14 protein-coding genes are annotated in these 17,546 nt (G+C 69.7%); 9 read left to right on the top strand and 5 right to left on the bottom strand.

Features of this window, described 5'->3' with window-relative positions; all coding sequences use genetic code 11:
- Positions 1-483 precede the first annotated feature (483 nt).
- From AO398_RS24755 to AO398_RS24765, 3 genes are all read left to right on the top strand, one after another.
- Complete coding sequence (locus AO398_RS24755; protein ID WP_058194830.1) at positions 484-984, top strand: MucR family transcriptional regulator; 501 nt, start codon at positions 484-486, stop codon at positions 982-984.
- Between the two features lie 349 nt (positions 985-1,333).
- A complete protein-coding gene (locus AO398_RS24760) occupies positions 1,334-2,647 on the top strand; it encodes an MFS transporter (protein ID WP_058194831.1) in 1,314 nt (437 codons plus the stop codon).
- Between the two features lie 82 nt (positions 2,648-2,729).
- On the top strand, positions 2,730-3,785 hold the full coding sequence (locus tag AO398_RS24765; protein WP_058194832.1) for a zinc ribbon domain-containing protein: 1,056 nt from the start codon (positions 2,730-2,732) through the stop codon (positions 3,783-3,785).
- A 10-nt stretch (positions 3,786-3,795) separates the two neighbouring features.
- Here AO398_RS24765 and AO398_RS24770 read toward each other — a convergent pair whose 3' ends face one another.
- Positions 3,796-5,937 (bottom strand): ATP-binding protein, encoded by a 2,142-nt coding sequence (locus AO398_RS24770; RefSeq protein ID WP_058194833.1) that lies wholly within the window; start codon positions 5,935-5,937, stop codon positions 3,796-3,798.
- Positions 5,938-6,382: 445 nt separating this feature from the next.
- Between AO398_RS24770 and AO398_RS24775 the strand changes: the two genes are divergently transcribed.
- The gene (locus tag AO398_RS24775; RefSeq protein WP_058194834.1) at positions 6,383-7,858 is read left to right on the top strand and encodes a protein adenylyltransferase SelO; all 1,476 of its coding nucleotides are present in this window, start codon (positions 6,383-6,385) and stop codon (positions 7,856-7,858) included.
- An 8-nt stretch (positions 7,859-7,866) separates the two neighbouring features.
- On the opposite strand, the gene AO398_RS24780 is transcribed toward AO398_RS24775, so the two are convergent.
- Both AO398_RS24780 and AO398_RS29760 read right to left on the bottom strand, forming a co-directional pair.
- Complete coding sequence (locus AO398_RS24780; RefSeq protein WP_058194835.1) at positions 7,867-8,085, bottom strand: hypothetical protein; 219 nt, start codon at positions 8,083-8,085, stop codon at positions 7,867-7,869.
- A 508-nt stretch (positions 8,086-8,593) separates the two neighbouring features.
- A complete protein-coding gene (locus AO398_RS29760; RefSeq protein ID WP_280139153.1) occupies positions 8,594-8,716 on the bottom strand; it encodes a hypothetical protein in 123 nt (40 codons plus the stop codon).
- Between the two features lie 75 nt (positions 8,717-8,791).
- Here AO398_RS29760 and AO398_RS24785 point away from each other — a divergent pair, with 75 nt between their 5' ends.
- The 5 genes from AO398_RS24785 to AO398_RS24810 all read left to right on the top strand — a co-directional run bounded on the left by AO398_RS24785 (position 8,792) and on the right by AO398_RS24810 (position 14,424).
- Positions 8,792-9,889, top strand: a complete 1,098-nt coding sequence (locus AO398_RS24785) for a hypothetical protein (protein WP_058194836.1) — start codon at positions 8,792-8,794, stop codon at positions 9,887-9,889.
- 19 nt (positions 9,890-9,908) lie between these two features.
- Positions 9,909-10,313 carry a lysozyme inhibitor LprI family protein gene (locus AO398_RS24790; RefSeq protein ID WP_058194837.1) on the top strand — a complete coding sequence of 135 codons (405 nt, stop codon included), beginning with the start codon at positions 9,909-9,911 and terminating at the stop codon, positions 10,311-10,313.
- 375 nt (positions 10,314-10,688) lie between these two features.
- On the top strand, positions 10,689-11,711 hold the full coding sequence (locus AO398_RS24795; RefSeq protein ID WP_058194838.1) for a glycosyltransferase family A protein: 1,023 nt from the start codon (positions 10,689-10,691) through the stop codon (positions 11,709-11,711).
- Between the two features lie 444 nt (positions 11,712-12,155).
- Positions 12,156-13,412, top strand: a complete 1,257-nt coding sequence (locus tag AO398_RS24805; protein ID WP_058194840.1) for an FAD-dependent oxidoreductase — start codon at positions 12,156-12,158, stop codon at positions 13,410-13,412.
- A gap of 10 nt (positions 13,413-13,422) precedes the next feature.
- Positions 13,423-14,424: a 4-hydroxyproline epimerase gene (locus AO398_RS24810; RefSeq protein WP_058194841.1), complete on the top strand. Its 1,002-nt coding sequence runs from the start codon at positions 13,423-13,425 to the stop codon at positions 14,422-14,424.
- A 27-nt stretch (positions 14,425-14,451) separates the two neighbouring features.
- On the opposite strand, the gene AO398_RS24815 is transcribed toward AO398_RS24810, so the two are convergent.
- Positions 14,452-15,513: an SLAC1 anion channel family protein gene (locus tag AO398_RS24815; RefSeq protein ID WP_058194842.1), complete on the bottom strand. Its 1,062-nt coding sequence runs from the start codon at positions 15,511-15,513 to the stop codon at positions 14,452-14,454.
- 120 nt (positions 15,514-15,633) lie between these two features.
- Positions 15,634-17,546 (bottom strand): molybdopterin cofactor-binding domain-containing protein (locus tag AO398_RS24820; protein ID WP_058194843.1); only part of this gene is annotated, 1,913 nt, incomplete at its 5' end.

A 17,546-nucleotide genomic window follows, 5' to 3' on the forward strand; every position in this document is an offset into this window, starting at 1 on the left:
CGCCGGGGACCCCACGCCGCCGGCCCCACCGCGGCGGGCGGTCCACCCGCCGGTCAAGCGGGGTGCGCTCCCGCCGCCGCGCGGGCGGGCTGCCAGCGCCTGAGCGGGAGGGCGGGGGCCGAGCTTGAAGGGCAAGGCTCGGCCCGCCTGCCGTTCGGCTTCCTACCCCTCGAAGCCGGAGCGACGCTTCGAGAGACCACGGGATGGTTAAGACTCTCTGAACAGCGTCACCCCGCATTCGGCCCCAGGCTCCTCGCATGCCGGGACTGCCACTTCCCGCAGGGGCCGGAGGCAAGCGTTCCGCGTATGGGCGCCGAACTCCGCCCCGCCGCAACCGATGTGGCAAGATCATCACTTTATGCTGGTATTCAACAGATACCTCGGCCAACAACAGATGCGATCACTTGTTTTTGCTCGAATAGGCGCTTGACTGGTGGCAGATAGAGCGACGTTGATCGCGCAATTGTCCATCGAGAGCCGACCATGGAAGACGACACCGCGTTTCCTCAAGACGACCAAGTCGATGTCATCGCTCTGACCGCCGACATCGTGTCCGCTTACGTCTCCAACAACTCCGTACCGACACTCGAACTGCCGACCCTGCTGTCGCGTGTTCACGAGGCGCTGACCGGCCTGGGCCAGGCCGGCGCGCCAGTCGAGCCGGAAGCCAAGAAGCTCACCCCCGGCCAGGTCCGGAAATCGATCACCCCGGATGCGCTGATCAGCTTCATCGACGGCAAGCCGTACAAGACGCTGAAGCGGCACCTCACCGGGCACGGCCTGACCATCGAGACGTACCGGGAGCGCTTCGGGCTGCCGCACGACTACCCGACGACAGCAGCCAACTACTCGGCCATGCGCGCCGAATTCGCCCGGACCGCGGGGCTCGGCCACAAGCGCCGGAAGCCGGCCCATAAGGCCGCCGGGCCCGTTGAGGCCGTCGAGGCATCGGCAAAGCCCGCCCGAGCCCGCAAGCCCGCGTAGGATCACACGCGGTCCAGAAACGAGCGACAAATCGGAAGTCCTCACCGGGTGAAGACTTCCGATCATCGGGCTTTCGCGGTAGATCGGCTGGCCAGGATCGGCATTCGAACCGACCGGCCGCGAGGAAACCCGAGATGAACCGCACGCGATGCGCCGCGGCGACCCTCTGATGCCGTCCGGAACCGATCCCGGCACGGTTGACCGCGCCGCCATGTTCGGCCCGATCCGCGCAGCCGCCTGCCTCTCCGACATCGAAACCGTCGTCGCCGGATCGCCGAACCGGCGTGCCCGGAGCCTGCGCTCTCACCCGTGAGCGGCCCGGAGACGGCCGCCGACGAGGAGGATCACCATGGCCGAGTCTGAGATCGAACGGTCGGCGATGCGCCGCATCGGGTGGCGGCTCGTACCGTTCCTGATCCTCGCCTACTTCGTGTCCTTCCTGGACCGGGTGAATGTCGGCTTCGCCGCCATCCAGATGAATCACGATGTCGGGCTGACCGCGACGCTGTTCGGTTGGGGCGCCGGCATCTTCTTCCTCGGCTATTTCCTGATGGAGGTGCCCAGCAACCTGATGCTGGAGCGCTTCGGGGCGCGGCTCTGGATCGCCCGGATCATGGCGACCTGGGGCGTCATCTCCATGGCCATGGCGCTGGTGCAGGGGCCATGGTCTTTCATCGCCCTGCGCTTCCTGCTGGGGGTGGCCGAGGCCGGGTTCTTCCCCGGCGTGATCCTGTACCTGACCTATTGGTTTCCCTCGGCCTACCGGGCCCGGATCGTCGGCATCTTCATGATCTCGATCCCGATCTCGTCGTTCCTGGGCTCGCCGATCTCCGGGGCGCTGCTCGGCCTCAACGGATGGGGGCTCGCCGGCTGGCAATGGCTGTTCATCCTGGAGGGCCTGCCCGCCGTCCTGATGGCCGGCGCCGTGCTGTGGTTCCTGCCCGATGGGCCGCGGCACGCGGCGTGGCTGCCCGAAGCCGAGCGGGACTGGCTGGAGGGGCGCCTGCGGGAGGAATCGGCCCGCAATGCCGCCCGCACCGGCGGGACGGGCTCGCCCTCGCTCGGGACCATGCTGCGCGACCGGCGGCTGATCCTGTTCGCGGCGATCTATTTCGGCTCGACCGCCAGCAGCTACGGCCTGACCTTCTGGACGCCGCAGATCGTCAAGAGCTACGGCCTGACGAACTTCGAGACCGGCCTGCTGAACAGCGTCCCCTACGGCGTCGCCTCCGTGGCGATGATCCTGTGGGGCCGGCACAGCGACAAGGTCGGCGAACGGCGCTGGCACCTGGCGATCCCGTTCCTCGTCCTGGCGGCCGGCCTCGCCGGGGGAACGGTCCTGTCCGGCATCCTGCCGCTGGTCGGCGCGCTGACCGTGGCGGCGGTCGGCGTCTACATGCTGAAGGGACCGTTCTGGGCCCTGGCCACCGAGGAACTGCCGCCGGCCGCGGCCGCCGCCAGCATCGCGGCGATCAACGCGGTCGGCAATCTCGGCGGCTTCCTCGGACCCTACCTGATCGGTGCGATCAAGGACGCCACCGGCAGCTTCACCCTGGCCCTCACGCCGCTGATCCTGTTCGCCCTGATCTCGGCCGGGCTGTCGCTCGTGCCGGGCCGGGCGCGCGCCGTGGCGTCCGCGCCGAGGGCCGCACCGGCCCGCTGAGGCGGCTACCCCCCTTGATCCCGTTCGGCGATGACCGGCTTATGCTAGAGCTTGCGATCACCGGGTCTGTGGAGTCGATGGCGTGCGTGCAGGGTCCCGTTTGTCCGAGCGCTGGTTCAACGCCGCCCTCTGGCTCGTCGCGCTGCTGTTCGCGTGGTTCCTGATCGGGCTTGGCTCTCTGGTCGTCGGCGACCTGCCGCAGGTGGAGCAGCGCTACACCCTCGAGCAGTTCCTCGAATCCGACCAGGCCCGGGCCTCGACCGAGACGCTCAAACAGATCCGCCGGGAGATGGACGACACGAGACGCCGGATCGAGCAGGACCAGCTGGCGCTCGAAGCAGCCCAGGGGGCGACCGAGGGCGCCCGGGAGACGTTTGCCAATTGGCTGAAGACGCGGGACGCGACCCAGCGGGTCGACCAGGATCCCGGCCTGATCGCGCGCACGAAGCAGCTCGACGCGCTCAAGGATGCCGAACGGGCGGTCGAGGACCGGCTGACCGCGCAGGCCCAGGCGCAGGCCGCGCTATCCGAGCGCGAGCAGGAGCAGGGCCGCACGGACAGCGCCCTGCGCGCGGATGCTCAGCAGAAACTCGACGCGGCCGAGCGCGGCCAGGAGCTGCGGGTGTTCGGCTACCGGCTCGCCCTGACCCTGCCGCTGCTCGTCCTGGCCGGATGGCTGCTGCTGAAGCGGCGGCACACGCGCAACTGGCCGTTCGTCTGGGGCTTCGCGTTCGCCGCCACCTTCGCGTTCTTCGTCGAGCTGGTCCCGTACATGCCGAGCTACGGCGGCTACGTGCAGTACGGCGTCGGCGTGCTCGTGACGCTGGTCGGCGGGCGGGCGGCGATCAACGCCCTGCACGCCTACCGGGCGCGGCAGGCACAGGTCGAGGCGCGGCCCAACGAGGAGCGGCGCACCGAGATCGCCACCGACCAGGCCCTGGCGCGGCTCGCCAAGAAGGTCTGCCCCGGCTGCGAGCGGCCGGTCGCTCTCGGCGATCCGAACACGAATTTCTGCCCCCATTGCGGGCTCGGCCTGTTCGAGGATTGCCCGGCCTGCACGCAGCGCAAGAGCACCTTCGAGCGATTCTGCCACGCCTGCGGCACCCCGGGCGCCGGCACGGTGCAGCCGGCGGCGTAGGACCGAGCCCTCACTCGACCGAGGCCGGCGCCGGCCGTCCGACGACCCGGCTCAGCACGCGCCCGAGCTGGTCGGCAGAATAGGGCTTGTGCAGCAGTTCGAAACCGTGGGTGCCCTCCTGGGCCAGGACGTGGCTGTAGCCCGAGGTCAGCAGCACCGGCAGGTCAGGTAGACGGCGCGCCAGCTCCTGGGCCAGCGCCAGGCCGCCCATCCCGGGCATGACCACGTCCGAGAACACCACCTCGAAGCCGCCGCCATCCTGGCCGAGCCGGTCGAGCGCCGCTTCGGCATTGACCGCCCAGACGGTCTCGTAGCCGAGATCCTGCAGAATCTGGGTGGCGAACCGGCCGACCTCGACATTGTCCTCGACCACCAGCACCCGCTGCCCCGCGCCGAGCGGCGGGAGCGGCGCCGCGGTGCCGTCGGCCTCGTCGATCCCGCGATCGACCTCGACCTGCGGGAGATACAGAGTGAAGGTCGCCCCCTGCCCCGGGGCGCTGGTCACGTCGACGTTGCCGCCCGATTGCTTGGCGAAGCCGAACACCTGGGACAGGCCGAGGCCGGTCCCCTTGCCGACCTCCTTCGTGGTGAAGAACGGCTCGAACAGGCGGCCGAGGTCGGCCTCCGAGATCCCCGCGCCGGTATCGGTAAGCGACACCGCCGCGAAGGCGGTTTCCGCCCCGGCATGGCCGCGGATCGCCGGCATGGTGCGCCCGCTGGCCAGCCGCAGGGTCAGCGTGCCTTCCCCGTTCATGGCGTCCCGGGCGTTGACCGCCATGTTGACCAGGGCGGTCTCGAACTGGCTGACATCGGCCCGGATGTAGCAGGGCGCGTCGGGCACCTCGGCGATCACACGGACCCGGGCGCCGATCACCGTGTCGAGCATATCGGCGATCCCGCGGACCTTCTGGCCGACATGGAACACCTCGGGCTTCAGCGCCTGGCGTCGGGCGAAGGCGAGGAGCTGGCCGGTGAGTTTGGCGGCCCGGTCCACGGTGTCGGAGACGGCATCGAGGTAGCGGGCCTTGCGTGCCTCCGGGAGGTCGGGCCGGCGCAGGAAGTCCACGGACGACCGGATGATCGTCAGCAGGTTGTTGAAATCGTGCGCCACGCCGCCCGTGAGCTGGCCGACCGCCTCCATCTTCTGCGACTGGCGCAGGGCGTCCTCGGTCCGCATCAGCTCGCTGGTCCGCTCGGCGACCCGCTGCTCCAGCGTGTCGGTCAGGGTACGCAGCATCATGATGGCGCGGTCGCGCTCGGCCTCGACGGCCCGGCGATCCTCGACGTCGATCAGCACCCCCGGGAAGCTCAGCGGCGTCCCATCCGGCCCGAGATCGACCCGGCCGTTCGCCTCGATCCAGTAATACTTCCCGTCGATGCGCCGCACCCGGTACTGGTGCGCGTAGGCGCCGCCGCGGGCGATCACCTCGTTGATCGCCGCGATCAGCCCCTGGCGATCCTCGGGATGGACCGTGCCGATCACCTGCTCCAGGCTGAGCCCGACCCGCCCGAGGGCCGGATCGAGGCCGAAGCTGCGGGCGAACCCCTCGTCCACGGTGAACTCGTCGGCAGGCAGATCCCACACCCAGGTGCCGATGATCGCGCCGGCCGAAAGGGCGAGCTGGATGCGGTCGGCATAGAGCTGCGCGAGCGCCTGGCTCGCCTTCAGTTGCTGCTCGGCCAGCACCCGCTCGGTAGTCTCGACCACGACCGCGATGACTCCGGCCGGCTGCCCGGACTCGTCGAGCACCGGCGAGTAATCGAGGTTCATCCAGACCTGCTCGGGCCGGCCGTAGCGGTGCAGGGTGAGTTCCTGGTCCTTGTAGGACAACGTGCCGCCGGCGAGCCCCACCCGCATGACGTTGTCGTTGAAATCGGCCACCTCGGGCCAGCCCTCGCGGACCTTCGAGCCGAGCAGTTGCGGGTGCCGCCCACCCGCAAAAGCCGAGTAGGCATCGTTGTAGATCATGATGCCGTCCGGCCCCCAGAGCAGCACGATCGGCACCGGCGACAGCAGCACGGTGCTGACGGCGGAGCGCAGGCTCTGAGACCAGCCGGTGATCGGGCCGAGCGGCGTGGTCGCCCAGTCATAAGCCCGGACGATCGCGCCGAGCTCGCCGCCCCCGGGGAGGATTGCCGCCGCGGCCCTCATGGCTTGCCCGGCTCGCGTGACCGCGCGAAGGCCTCCTGCGGGGCCAGACAGGGCTGACGACCGACCGTGTGCACCCGGTCGCGGGTCTTGCAGCCGTGCAGCACCGCCCGCGATACGGGCCTCGGCAAGATCGATACGGGTCCGCGCAGAGCCATGGCAGCGGCATCGCCCGTGAGGACAAGTCTTACAAGCATGCGGTCGGCCGTACCCGGATGTTTTCGTCCAGAAGAGCCATTCTGAGACCTGCCTGCCACAGTGCGGATCGACGGGGCCGGACGGGATGCAGACCGCCGGATGCCTGGAGCGAACGCGCGCGCCGGCCGTTCGGTCGCAAAACCGGCCGGATGTTCGGTGCCATGACTGCGCGGGCCTGATGGCACCCGGTGGAACGCCGCGCGGCCTGAACGCGCTTGCTGGCCGCCGAGCGCGTTCATAGATGCCATCGATGAGCCCGATCCCCTTCGACAACAGCTATGCCCGCCTGCCGGAGCGTTTCTACGCCCCACGCGCACCCACGCCCGTGGCAGCGCCCCGCCTGATCCGGCTGAACCGGTCGCTCGCCGAGAGCCTCGGCCTCGATCCGGACTGGCTCGCTGGCCCGGATGGGGTGGCGGCGCTGGCTGGAAACCAGATTCCCGCGGGGGCGACCCCGCTGGCGGCGGCCTATGCCGGGCACCAGTTCGGCCAATTCGTGCCGCAACTCGGCGACGGTCGGGCGATCCTGCTCGGCGAGGTGATCGACCGGGTGGGACAGCGCCGCGACATCCAGCTCAAAGGATCCGGCCCGACGCCGTTCTCCCGGCGGGGAGACGGCCGCGCCGCGCTCGGGCCGGTGCTCCGCGAGTACCTCGTCAGTGAGGCCATGGCGGCCCTCGGCATCCCGACCACCCGGGCGCTCGCCGCCGTCGCGACGGGCGAGCCGGTGGTGCGCGAAACCCTTCTGCCCGGCGCCGTGCTGACCCGCGTGGCGTCGAGCCATATCCGAGTCGGCACCTTCCAGTTCTTCGCCGTCCGGGGCGATATCGAGGGCCTGCGGGCGCTCGCCGATCACGTGATCGCCCGTCACTATCCCGAGGCGGTCGGTGTGGAGAAGCCCTACCGGGCACTGCTCGAAGGCGTCGTCGCCCGCCAGTCCGAGCTGGTGGCGCGTTGGCTGCTGGTCGGGTTCGTCCACGGGGTGATGAACACCGACAACATGTCGGTCGCCGGCGAGACGATCGATTACGGCCCCTGCGCCTTCCTGGACGTCTACGATCCCCGGACGGTCTTCAGTTCCATCGACCAGCACGGACGCTACGCCTACGGCGAGCAGCCGCGCATCGCGCTGTGGAACCTGACGCGCCTCGCCGAGACCCTGCTGCCGTTGCTGGCCGCCGACGAGACCGAGGCGGTCGCCGAGGCCGAGGCGGCGGCCGTCGGCTACGGGCCACGCTTCGAGACCGCCTACCACGCGGGCCTCAACGCCAAGCTCGGCCTCACCGAGGTCCGGGACGGAGACCCGGCGCTGGCGGGCGACCTCCTGAAGCGGATGGCCGAGAACCAAGCCGACTTCACCCGCACCTTCCGGGCCCTATGCGCTGCGTCTGCGCACCCAGAAGCCGACGCAGCCGTCCGCGACCTGTTCGTCGATCCGACCGCCTACGATGCCTGGGCCCAAAGCTGGCGCCCGCGCCTCGCCCAGGAGGCCCGCGATTCCGCCGCGACGGAAGCCGCGATGCGACGGGTCAATCCGGCCTTCATTCCGCGCAACCATCGCGTCGAGGCGATGATCGCGGCGGCGGTGGAGCGCGACGACTTCGCGCCGTTCGAGGAACTCCTGACGGTGCTGTCCCGCCCTTACGACGACCAGCCCGCCATGGTTCGCTATGCCGAGGCGCCCGAGGGTGGCGGCGTTGGCTACCGGACGTTCTGCGGCACCTGAGCCGGCCGTTACGGGTGCGGCCACGCGTAGATCTCGTGTATGCTGTCGCCGTCCCGAAACCAGTGCACCCGCGTGGCCGGATTGAAGCCGTGCTCCCGGTAAGAGGCGGCGATCCCCGAGACCAATGTCTGCGCCGCGAGCTGATCCGGGATCTCGTAGGCCAGGAGCCGCGGATGGTCTTCGTGGGCCTGCGCGCGGTCGCGAAGAAAGATCGAATAAGAGTTCATCGTGATTGCACCTCAGACGCCGTGATGCACGAAAGCATAAGTCGGAGGTGGCAGGCTTGTTCAGCGGCCTACCGCGTCAGGGTTAATGGTTTTTAACACAAATTCCGGCAATTTATTCACTGACCGGCCATCCGTACGTTTCCGGACTATCCCCAGACGATCTCGGCTCGGCGCTGGCGTCGGCCTGGATTTGCTTCCTAGAATGGGCTAACCGCCTGCCCGGGGCGGTACGTGCCGCTCTGGGGCGTGGAAACCTCTTGTTTGACGGTTTGGTGCCGACCGCGAGGGCACCTGTATCCTTGACCGCGCGGTCGGGGAGCCTGCGGCGCATGTCCAGGTGTTCCGGCACTAAAGGTCGTAGGGACCGTTCAAACACGGTTTTCCAACTCCCCGACTAAGGGTGGTTGAGGAGGCATGTCCGCGGGGACGCACCGCAGACACCAGCCTGTCGGGGAGGTCGCTCATGGGCTCCGACGATCCCGTGCTGCGCGCGCGCCAGCTTGCCGCCCTACGCGCAGCCTACGAGGCGTGTGCGAACCAGGCTGCCGAACGGACCGGTGGTGGTGTCGCGCTTCATGCCCGGGTGCTGCTGGGACGCATCCTGGCTCTGCTGGGAGGATTGCAGAGACACGCGGATCCCGGGCCCTGATACTCGGCTCGGATCGTGCCGGATGATATCCTCCCGGGGTCGATCCCGAGTCCGACGATGCGTTGCGCCACCACAAAACCGGCCAAACCACACCACCTTACCCGGACCATGCTGCTCGGTGCCGGGCTGATCGGCCTGTCCCCCGCCGCCGCGGCCGCAGAGCGCCCGAGCTACCAGAACGACCGGCGGGGCCTCTTCCTGTCGTTCCTCAACGCACCGAGGCCCGGCTCGGCGATGACGCAATCCCCGCGCCTCGGCCTGTCCTTTGGCGGCGAGCCCCGTCCGGTGCTGGTGGATACCGGTTCGACCGGCATCGTCGTGTCGGCAGCCCGCATCCCGCATGTCGAGACCCTGCCGGGCCGCCCCGGACGCCTGACCTATTCGAGTTCCGGGCGAATCATGATCGGCCGCTGGGTGACGGTGCCGGTGACCCTGTGGGGCGGTGACGGCGCCAGCGTCCCGACGCTGCCGATCCCGGTTCTCGCGGTCGAGCGCATCGACTGCACCGCCAAGGCCCGCAACTGCACGCAAGAGGACGCCCCGGGCCACGTCGCCATGATGGGCATCGGCTTCGGGCGCGAGGACGACAGCCAGGCTGAGAGCACGCCGGACACCAATCCGCTGCTCCATGCCGAGCCGCCCGGCCCCGGCGCGGTGCATCGCGGCTACGTGGTGACACGGCGGGGCGTGCATGTCGGGCTGACGCACGCCAATACGCGGGGGCGCTTCCGCTTCGTGAAGCTCGATCCGCATCCGCGGGTCGCCGGGGACTGGCTCGGCGTTCCGGTCTGCATCACGGTGAACGGCCGGGCACCGGGAACCTGCGGGCGGGCGCTGATCGATACCGGCGTGACCGGCATGTTCCTGACGCTCCCGCCCGAGCAGGTCGCCGGCAGCCTCGACGGGCATGGCGCGCTCCTGCCCGGAACGCGCCTGAGCTTCCGGTTCGGCGACGCGGCCGGCTACGCGATCGCGAGCGGCGAGGCCAACTCCCCTCTGGCGCCCGGGCGCATCGTCCTCAACACCACCCGTCCGCTTCCATTCGCGAATACGGGGCTGCGCCTGCTCAATGGCTTCGACGTCCTGTACGACGCCGAGGGTGGCTTCTACGCTTTCCGCGACCGGCGCGATCTTCCGGTGGCCGACGAGCCGTAGCCCACTCGCGGAGACTAAGATGCTACGCCCTGCCGCCCTCGGTCTCCTGGTCGGCGTTCCAGTCGCCGTCTCCGCCGCGGAGGCGGATTGCACCCAGGCGCCCAACCAGACGGAGGCCAATATCTGTGCGGCCCACAATTTCGCCCAGGCCGATGCCGAGCTGAACCGGCGGTACGCGGCTCTGCGCGACAAGCTCGACAGCACCGGCCGGCACAATCTCGTGGCTGCCCAGCGGGTCTGGATCGCCTTCCGCGACCTCGAATGCAACCTGCGCACCGGCTACGACACCACCACGCCGGAGGCCAACGGTACGATCGCGCCGCTGCTCGTCGGAACCTGCAAGACGCAGCTGACCCGCCAGCGCATCCAGGACCTGACCGCACAGATCACATGCCCGGGGGGCGACCTCACCTGCACGCCGTGAGCCGCAGGGCGTTGGATCACCTCATCGGCGAACAGGAACGCCACGCCGGTGATGACCATGAGGCCGAGCAGGAAGAACGTGTCCGCCACCGGCTCGACGAACCGGCTGACGCACAGGCTTCGGCCCCGGCCAGCCCCGTACCACGCTGGCGCGCCGGCCCGGCAGGCGCGGTGACTTTGTTCGAGACGCGGAGGCCGGGCCAAACCGGCCCGGATGCACGAGCCGGCGTAACGGCAACTGATCTGATTTTAATCCCGACTTTATTCAACCGCCGAGGCATTTACGGGAGAGTTATAATCATAGATAATAACAATCTTCTATATATATCCAGATTCAGTTTTAACGCACTGAACGATATTGACACGGGCAAGCACAATGGAATGCGGCGGAGAGAAACTTGCAATCATAATAAACTGCTATAATTACGAGGATTACGTTCGGCATTCGATCGAGAGCGTTCTCTTCCAGGATACGTCGCAGTGCGACGTCATCGTCGTCGACGACGGATCGACGGACCGCTCGTGGGAGGTGATCCAGAAATTCAACGTCCGTGCCTTCCGGAAACAGAACGGCGGACAAGTCAGCGCCTGCCGATACGGCGCCTCCAAGACATCCGCGCCATTTATATTGTTCCTCGATGCAGATGATGAACTCGTACCGGGTTCGATACAGACGATCATTCGTCATCTCGACGCGAACGTCGCGAAGATCCAGTTCCCGCTTCTTCGGATCGACGCCACCGGGACCGAACTGGGCTCGACGTTCCCGAAGCTCGCGGATGCCCGCGACCGCGCCTCCTTCGCCGAATCCGTCGAGAAGGCCGGCACCTACATCTCGCCGCCGACCTCGGGCAATGTCTTCCACAGGGATCTGTGCGCGCTGCTTGAGACGGCGCATTACGATTCGGCGGTCGACGGCGTCATGCTGCTGGCCGCGCCGTTCTACGGCGACATCATCAGCCTGGCCGAGCCGCTGGGCCGCTATCGTGTGCACGGCAAGAACAAGTCCGGAACCGACCGGCTGCCGACCCCCTCCCTCCTCCGACGACACCAGAAGCGGTTTGCCGACCGGGTTTCCCACCTGAAGGAGGCGCTGAGCGACCAGGGCGTCTCCCGCGCGATCGGCAATCCGACCGATATGTACGTCTACCTGCGCTACAGCAACTATTGCGATATTCTGGACCTCAAACGCATCCGCTGGACCAGCATCCTTCGCACCGTGAATGCCTTTCCGGGCTGGTACGGGCCGGCACGGCGCGTATCGGTCGCCCTGTTCCTGCTGGCGAGCATCGTCCTCCCGGTCCGCACGGTCCGCTCGATCCTGGAAATGCGCCTGACCCGGAACTGGCGCCCGATGCTGACGAAGATCCGCACTCTGGGCATGGCCCGATCCAGCTGACGCCAGATGGCCCCCCTGTCCGCGCCGACGGGGCCGGCCTGCGGACGCTTGTCAGCCCGCGGCAGCGCCGGGAAAGCGGGTGGTCCACGGGCCGTTAGCGACGCATCGCGAGCCGGGAATCTCGCCGCGTCGCAAGGATAGTGCACATCGCATCCGAGCATCGAGCAGGCATGCGACAGTCTTTCCCGGGCGGCTTTGCCGCCGGGATCGAACCATGCTTGGATGCGGACCTCGACATGCGGCGTCTCCGGATGGAGAGCGACCTTGCGATGCCTGCGCGCGGCCTGGAATATGCTCGCCGATCATTCGGAGGTACGATGATCGGCATGCTGGACGCGCGAAGGATCTTTTCCCGGACGGTCGGGGCCGGGATCGCGCCGAGGGACGAATGGCGCGGCGCCGGACGATCCTGTGGCGGGCCCCGGTTCCCGGCGGCACGCTAGGATGGGCTCCTCCGCATTCGAGGCGCGCGACGTGGTCGTCGTCGGCGCGGGAATCATCGGCCTGTCCGCCGCGCTCGCGCTGCGCACCCGCGGCCTGTCCGTCACGGTGCTGGACCGCGAGGGCCCGGTGGCCGGGGCGAGCGCCGGCAATGCCGGGGCCTTCGCCTTCACCGACATCCTGCCGCTGGCCTCGCCCGGGATCCTCAGGAAGGCGCCGCGCTGGCTGCTCGACCCGCTCGGGCCGCTCTCGGTGCCGCCGGCCTACGCCCCGCGGATCCTGCCCTGGATGCTGCGCTTCTGGCGGGCCGACGCGGTCGAGCGCGTCCGCCGGGCGACAGCGGCCCAGACAGCGCTCATGGACCTGTCGCGGGACGCATTGGAGCCGTTCCTCGCGGCCACGGGCACCCGGGCGATGCTGCGCAAGGACGGCAATCTCCAGGTCTACGAAGGGCAGGCCGAGTTCGAGGCCGCCCTGCCCGGCTGGCGGGTGCGGGCCGATCACGGCATCGCCTTCACGCATCTCGACGCCGCCGGCATGGCGGCACTCCAGCCCGGCCTGTCGCCGCGGTTCACGCACGGGACATTCACCCCCGGCTGGTTCTCGATCGCCGATCCGAAGGCATACGGGCTCGCCCTGGCCGATCGTTTCCGGGCCGAAGGCGGCACGATCGAGCGCGCCGCCGTAACGGCGCTCCGGCCCACGGAGGACGGCGTCGCCCTCGTGACGCAAGGCGGGATCCGTCAGGCCGTGCAGGTCGTCGTCGCGGCCGGGGCCTTCTCGCATCGGATCATCCGCAGCCTCGGCGAGCGGATCCCGCTGGAGACCGAGCGCGGCTACAACACGACCCTGCCCGAAGGCGCCTTCGACCTGCGCACCCAGATCACCTTCGGCGGCCACGGCTTCGTGGTGACCCGCCTGTCGTCCGGCATCCGGGTCGGCGGCGCGGTGGAGCTCGGGGGCCTCGACCGGCCGCCGGATTTCCGGCGCTCGGAGGCGATGCTGCGCAAGGCGAAGGGCTTCCTGCCGGGCCTGGACATCGAGGGTGGGCACCCCTGGATGGGCTCCCGCCCGTCGCTACCCGATTCCCTGCCGGCGATCGGCCATGCCGCGTCCACCCGCCGGGTCGTCTACGCCTTCGGGCACGGCCATCTCGGGCTCACCCAGTCGGCGGGCACGGCCCGCCTCGGCTACGCCTTCGTCACCGGCGCGGCGCCGGCGATCGATCTCGCACCGTTCTCGCCCCAGCGCTTCCGATAGGGCTTCCACGATGGCGAACCACACCTTTTCCTGCCTCGACGGCCATACCTGCGGAAACCCGGTCCGCCTGGTCTCGGGCGGCGGCCCGATCCTCGAAGGCCAGACCATGCTGGAGAAGCGCGCCCATTTCCTGCGCGCCTTCGACTGGATCCGCACCGGGCTGATGTTCGAGCCGCGCGGCCACGACATGATGTCGGGCGCGATCCTGTATCCGCCGACCCGGCCCGATTGCGACGTGGCGGTGCTGTTCATCGAGACCAGCGGCTGCCTGCCGATGTGCGGCCACGGGACGATCGGCACGGTCACCATGGCGATCGAGAACGGCCTGGTCACCCCGCGCGAACCGGGCAAGCTCGCCATCGACGCGCCGGCCGGCAAGGTGGATGTCACCTACCGGCAGGAGGGCCGCTTCGTGGAGGAGGTGCGGCTGCGCAACGTGCCGGGTTTCCTCCATGCCGAGGGGCTGACCGCGCAGGTCGAGGGCTTCGGCGAGATCGTGGTGGATGTCGCCTATGGCGGCAACTTCTACGCCATCGTCGAGCCGCAGAAGAGCTTCCGGGACATGGCGGACCATTCCGCCGGCGCGCTCATCGCCCTGTCGCCGCGCCTGCGGGCGGCGCTCAACGCCCAATACGACTTCGTCCACCCGGAGCATCCGGAGATCCGGGGCCTGTCCCACATCCTCTGGACCGGCGCGCCGCGTCACCCCGAGGCCCAGGCCCGCAACGCCGTGTTCTACGGCGACAAGGCGATCGACCGCTCGCCCTGCGGCACCGGCACCTCGGCCCGGATGGCGCAGCTCGCCGCCAAGGGCAAACTCTCCGTCGGCGACGCTTTCGTCCACGAATCGATCATCGGCTCGCTGTTCCACGGCCGGTTCGAGGCCGCGACCACGGTGGCCGGCAAGCCCGCGATCGTGCCTTCGGTGGCCGGCTGGGCGCGCCAGACCGGGATCAACACGATCTTCATCGACGACCGCGACCCGTTCGCCCACGGCTTCGTGGTGGCGTAGCCTGTGACGCGAATGCGTGCCCCGCCCTCACTGGGTCAGGCTGCGCAACTCCCCGCGGGCGAGCCCGAACAGGGTCCGGCCGAGCAGCCACAGGATCACCAGCGTCGCCAGGGCGAGGAGCGCCAGGGCGGTGCCGTCGGCGAGCGCGCCCGGCATCGCCGTCGCGATGCGCAGGGACGCGACCGCCGCGGCGGCGAGGGGGAAGCTCACCGCCCACCAGGCGACCCGGAACGGGCAGGCCTGAACGAGGCGGGCGAGCTTGGGCAGCAGCACCGCCAGCAGGGACAGCGTGAGCGCGTAGAGCGCCTCCGCGAACAGGTCGATGGTTCCGGTTGTCGCCACGTAGGTCGAGAACCCGACCGCGAACGGCGCGATCAGGATCAGCAAAGCCGGCTGCAGCGCCACCGGGAGCGGCGCCTCGAACAGCAGCCGCGACAGGATCAGCGTGAATAGCGGCACCGCGAAGAACAGGCCGACGGCGAGCCCGAACATCATGACCGCGTGCATCGGCGGCAGGCCCAGCCCCGGCAAGGCGAGCGGCACGTCGAGCAGGCCGACCACCGGGACGATCCAGGCCGGTGTCGCATGCGCCGCCTGCTGGCGCTCGCTCAGCCAGCGGGTCACGATCAGCCAGGCGAACACGGTCATGCCGACGGCGCCCAGGACCCACACGACCTGCGCGACGAGGAGGTTGGCCCGCGCCAGCGGGATGGGCAGCAGCAGCAGGCTGATCAGGGGCGTCCCGAACAGGTTGCCGGCGATCGGATGGACAAACTCGGCACGCACCGCTTGCGCGGCGATGGCGGCCTTCGCGGCGTAGCCCGCCGCGATCGCCACGAAGGCGGCGAGCGCCGCCCAGCCCAGGACGTCGGCGATCCAGGCCGGCGCGGCGTAGCGGGCCTGGGCCAGGCTCCAGGCGACGCTGAGGCCGGTCAGGCCCATCACCGCGGCGAAGAGGCCGACCGGCAGCACTTCGAGCTGCCGCCAACCCGCCGGGATGGTCGGCGGCGCCTCGGCGGCCTTGTGTGCGGTCAGGGCGGCCTCGGACGGATCTGCGATCCGCTCGGTCCGGTCGACCACATCCAGCATCGGCTGACTCCTTTTCCAGGCCGGCCACCCCGTCGGGTGCCGGCCGTCACGGAGGCGCGCAAGACGGCGCGTGCCCCCCTCCCCCCCCCCGCGCTCGGACGGTCCCGCAAACCGCCGCCGTCAGGCCGCGGAGAGCTTGGTGTTGGCGATCGGCAGCGCGCGGATGCGCTGGCCGGTCAGGGCCGCGATGGCGTTCAGCACGGCGGGCGGCACGCCGGGCAGGCCCGGCTCGCCGTCGCGGCCCATCGGGGCGCCGCTCTCGACGATGCGCACGTGCACCGCCGGCATGTGCTCCCGGCGCAGGATCGGATAGGTGTCGAAGTTCTGCGACTGGCGCACCCCGTCACGGTAGACGATCTGCTCGAACAGCACCGAGGAGAGGCCCAGGGCGGCGGCCGACTCGACCTGCGCCCGCACGATCGCCGGGTTGACCACGCTGCCGGGATCGAACGCGATCCATAGGGTGCGGACCCGGGCTTCGCCGCCCGCGACCGAGACTTCGGCGATCGTGACCGTCTCCGACCCGAACGGCGAGGCCATGGCCAGACCCCGAGCCCGCGTTCCGCCCTCGGCCGGATAGGGCCCGCGCCGCCAGCCGCCGGACATCTCCGCGGCCGCCGCCAGCAGCGCCAGATGGCGCGGGCTGTCCTTCAGGAGTGCCTGGCGCAGGGCGAACGGGTCCTGGCCGCCCCCTTGAGCGATCTCGTCGAGGAAGCTCTCGTAGAACGCGTCGTTCATCGAGTGGCCGACGGAGCGCCAGAACGCGATCGTCACCGGATGGGCGAGCTTGGTGAAGGTCATCCGCCGGTTCGGGATGGCGTAGGGCTTCTCGACGATCCCCTCCACGGCGGACGAATCGATCGGGTTCTTGAACAGCGCGCCGAAATAGCGCCCGATCGGCCCCTCGCCGACGGTGCGGACCTCGATGGCGCTGGGGCGCCCCCGGGCGTCGAGGGCGGCACGGAAGCGGCTGTAGCTGAGCGGACGCAGGGCGTCGGACCGGAACTCCTCCTCGCGCGACCAGATCACCTTCACCGGGCGCCGGGTCGCCTGCGCGAGGCGGATCGCCTGTGGGAACGGGTTGCCGGGTCCGTAGGCGAAGTGGCGGCCGAAGAAGCCGCCCAGCATCGGCGAGTGGATCCGCACCTGGGCGGGCTGCAGGCCGGCCACCTGGGCGGACAGGGCCTGGAACAGCTCGGGCATCTGGTTCGGCAGCCAGAGGTCCAGCGTGCCGTCCTCGGCAAAGTGCGCGAGCGCCGTAGGCGGCTCGAGCTGGGCGTGGGCCAGATAGGGCGCCTCGTATTCGGCCTCAATGACCTTGGCGGCCTTGGCGAAGGCGTCGGCGGTGTCCCCCACCGCCTCGGCCGCGAGGCCCGGATCGGTGGCGGCCTTGAGAGCCGCCACCATCCCGTCGGACGAGAAATCGGCCGCCACCGTGTCGAGGCCGCTGGGCTTGGGCGCCGACCAGCGCACGCCAAGCGCCTCGACCGCCTTGCGGGCCCGCCACCAGCTGTCGGCCGCGACCGCGACGGCGCCCGGCAGGCGGTGCACCGAATGGACGCCCGGCATCGCCCGGATCTCGGCCGCGTTGGCGAGCGCCTCCGGCTCGGTGCCGAGATGCGGCGCGTGCTGCACGGCGGCGTAGAGCATGCCGTCGAGTTTCTGGTCGATCGCGTAGACCGCCCGTCCCGTCGCCTTGTCGTGCACGTCGAGCCGCGGGACCGGCTGGCGGATATACCGGAAGGTCGACGGGTCGCGCAGCGGCACGGCCTCGTTCGGTTTCAGCAGCAGGGCGTCGGCCGCCAAGTCGCCGTAGGGCAGCGACCGGTCGGTCGGCGCGTGGATCACGACCCCGTCGCGGGTGGTGAGCTCGGCTTCCTGAACCTTGAGCCGGGCCGCGGCGGCGCGGATCAGCATGTCGCGGGCGGTCGCGCCGAGCCGGCGCATGACCGCGTAACTCGACCGGGTCGAGAAGCTGCCGCCGGTCATGCGCAGGCCGTTCACCACGGGGTGGTGGGGGCCCGGCGGCGCGC

Source organism: Methylobacterium sp. GXS13, from assembly GCF_001455965.1.
Classification (GTDB): Bacteria; Pseudomonadota; Alphaproteobacteria; order Rhizobiales; family Beijerinckiaceae; genus Methylobacterium.

Bases quoted from the DNA above. Each gene is read 5' to 3' on its own strand.
- AO398_RS24755 (WP_058194830.1), top strand. From the start codon at position 484: ATGGAAGACGACACCGCGTTTCCTCAAGACGACCAAGTCGATGTCATC.
- AO398_RS24760 (WP_058194831.1), top strand. From the start codon at position 1,334: ATGGCCGAGTCTGAGATCGAACGGTCGGCGATGCGCCGCATCGGGTGG.
- AO398_RS24770 (WP_058194833.1), bottom strand. From the start codon at position 5,937: ATGAGGGCCGCGGCGGCAATCCTCCCCGGGGGCGGCGAGCTCGGCGCG.
- AO398_RS24775 (WP_058194834.1), top strand. From the start codon at position 6,383: ATGAGCCCGATCCCCTTCGACAACAGCTATGCCCGCCTGCCGGAGCGT.
- AO398_RS24780 (WP_058194835.1), bottom strand. From the start codon at position 8,085: ATGAACTCTTATTCGATCTTTCTTCGCGACCGCGCGCAGGCCCACGAA.
- AO398_RS24785 (WP_058194836.1), top strand. From the start codon at position 8,792: ATGCGTTGCGCCACCACAAAACCGGCCAAACCACACCACCTTACCCGG.
- AO398_RS24790 (WP_058194837.1), top strand. From the start codon at position 9,909: ATGCTACGCCCTGCCGCCCTCGGTCTCCTGGTCGGCGTTCCAGTCGCC.
- AO398_RS24795 (WP_058194838.1), top strand. From the start codon at position 10,689: ATGGAATGCGGCGGAGAGAAACTTGCAATCATAATAAACTGCTATAAT.
- AO398_RS24805 (WP_058194840.1), top strand. From the start codon at position 12,156: ATGGGCTCCTCCGCATTCGAGGCGCGCGACGTGGTCGTCGTCGGCGCG.
- AO398_RS24810 (WP_058194841.1), top strand. From the start codon at position 13,423: ATGGCGAACCACACCTTTTCCTGCCTCGACGGCCATACCTGCGGAAAC.
- AO398_RS24815 (WP_058194842.1), bottom strand. From the start codon at position 15,513: ATGCTGGATGTGGTCGACCGGACCGAGCGGATCGCAGATCCGTCCGAG.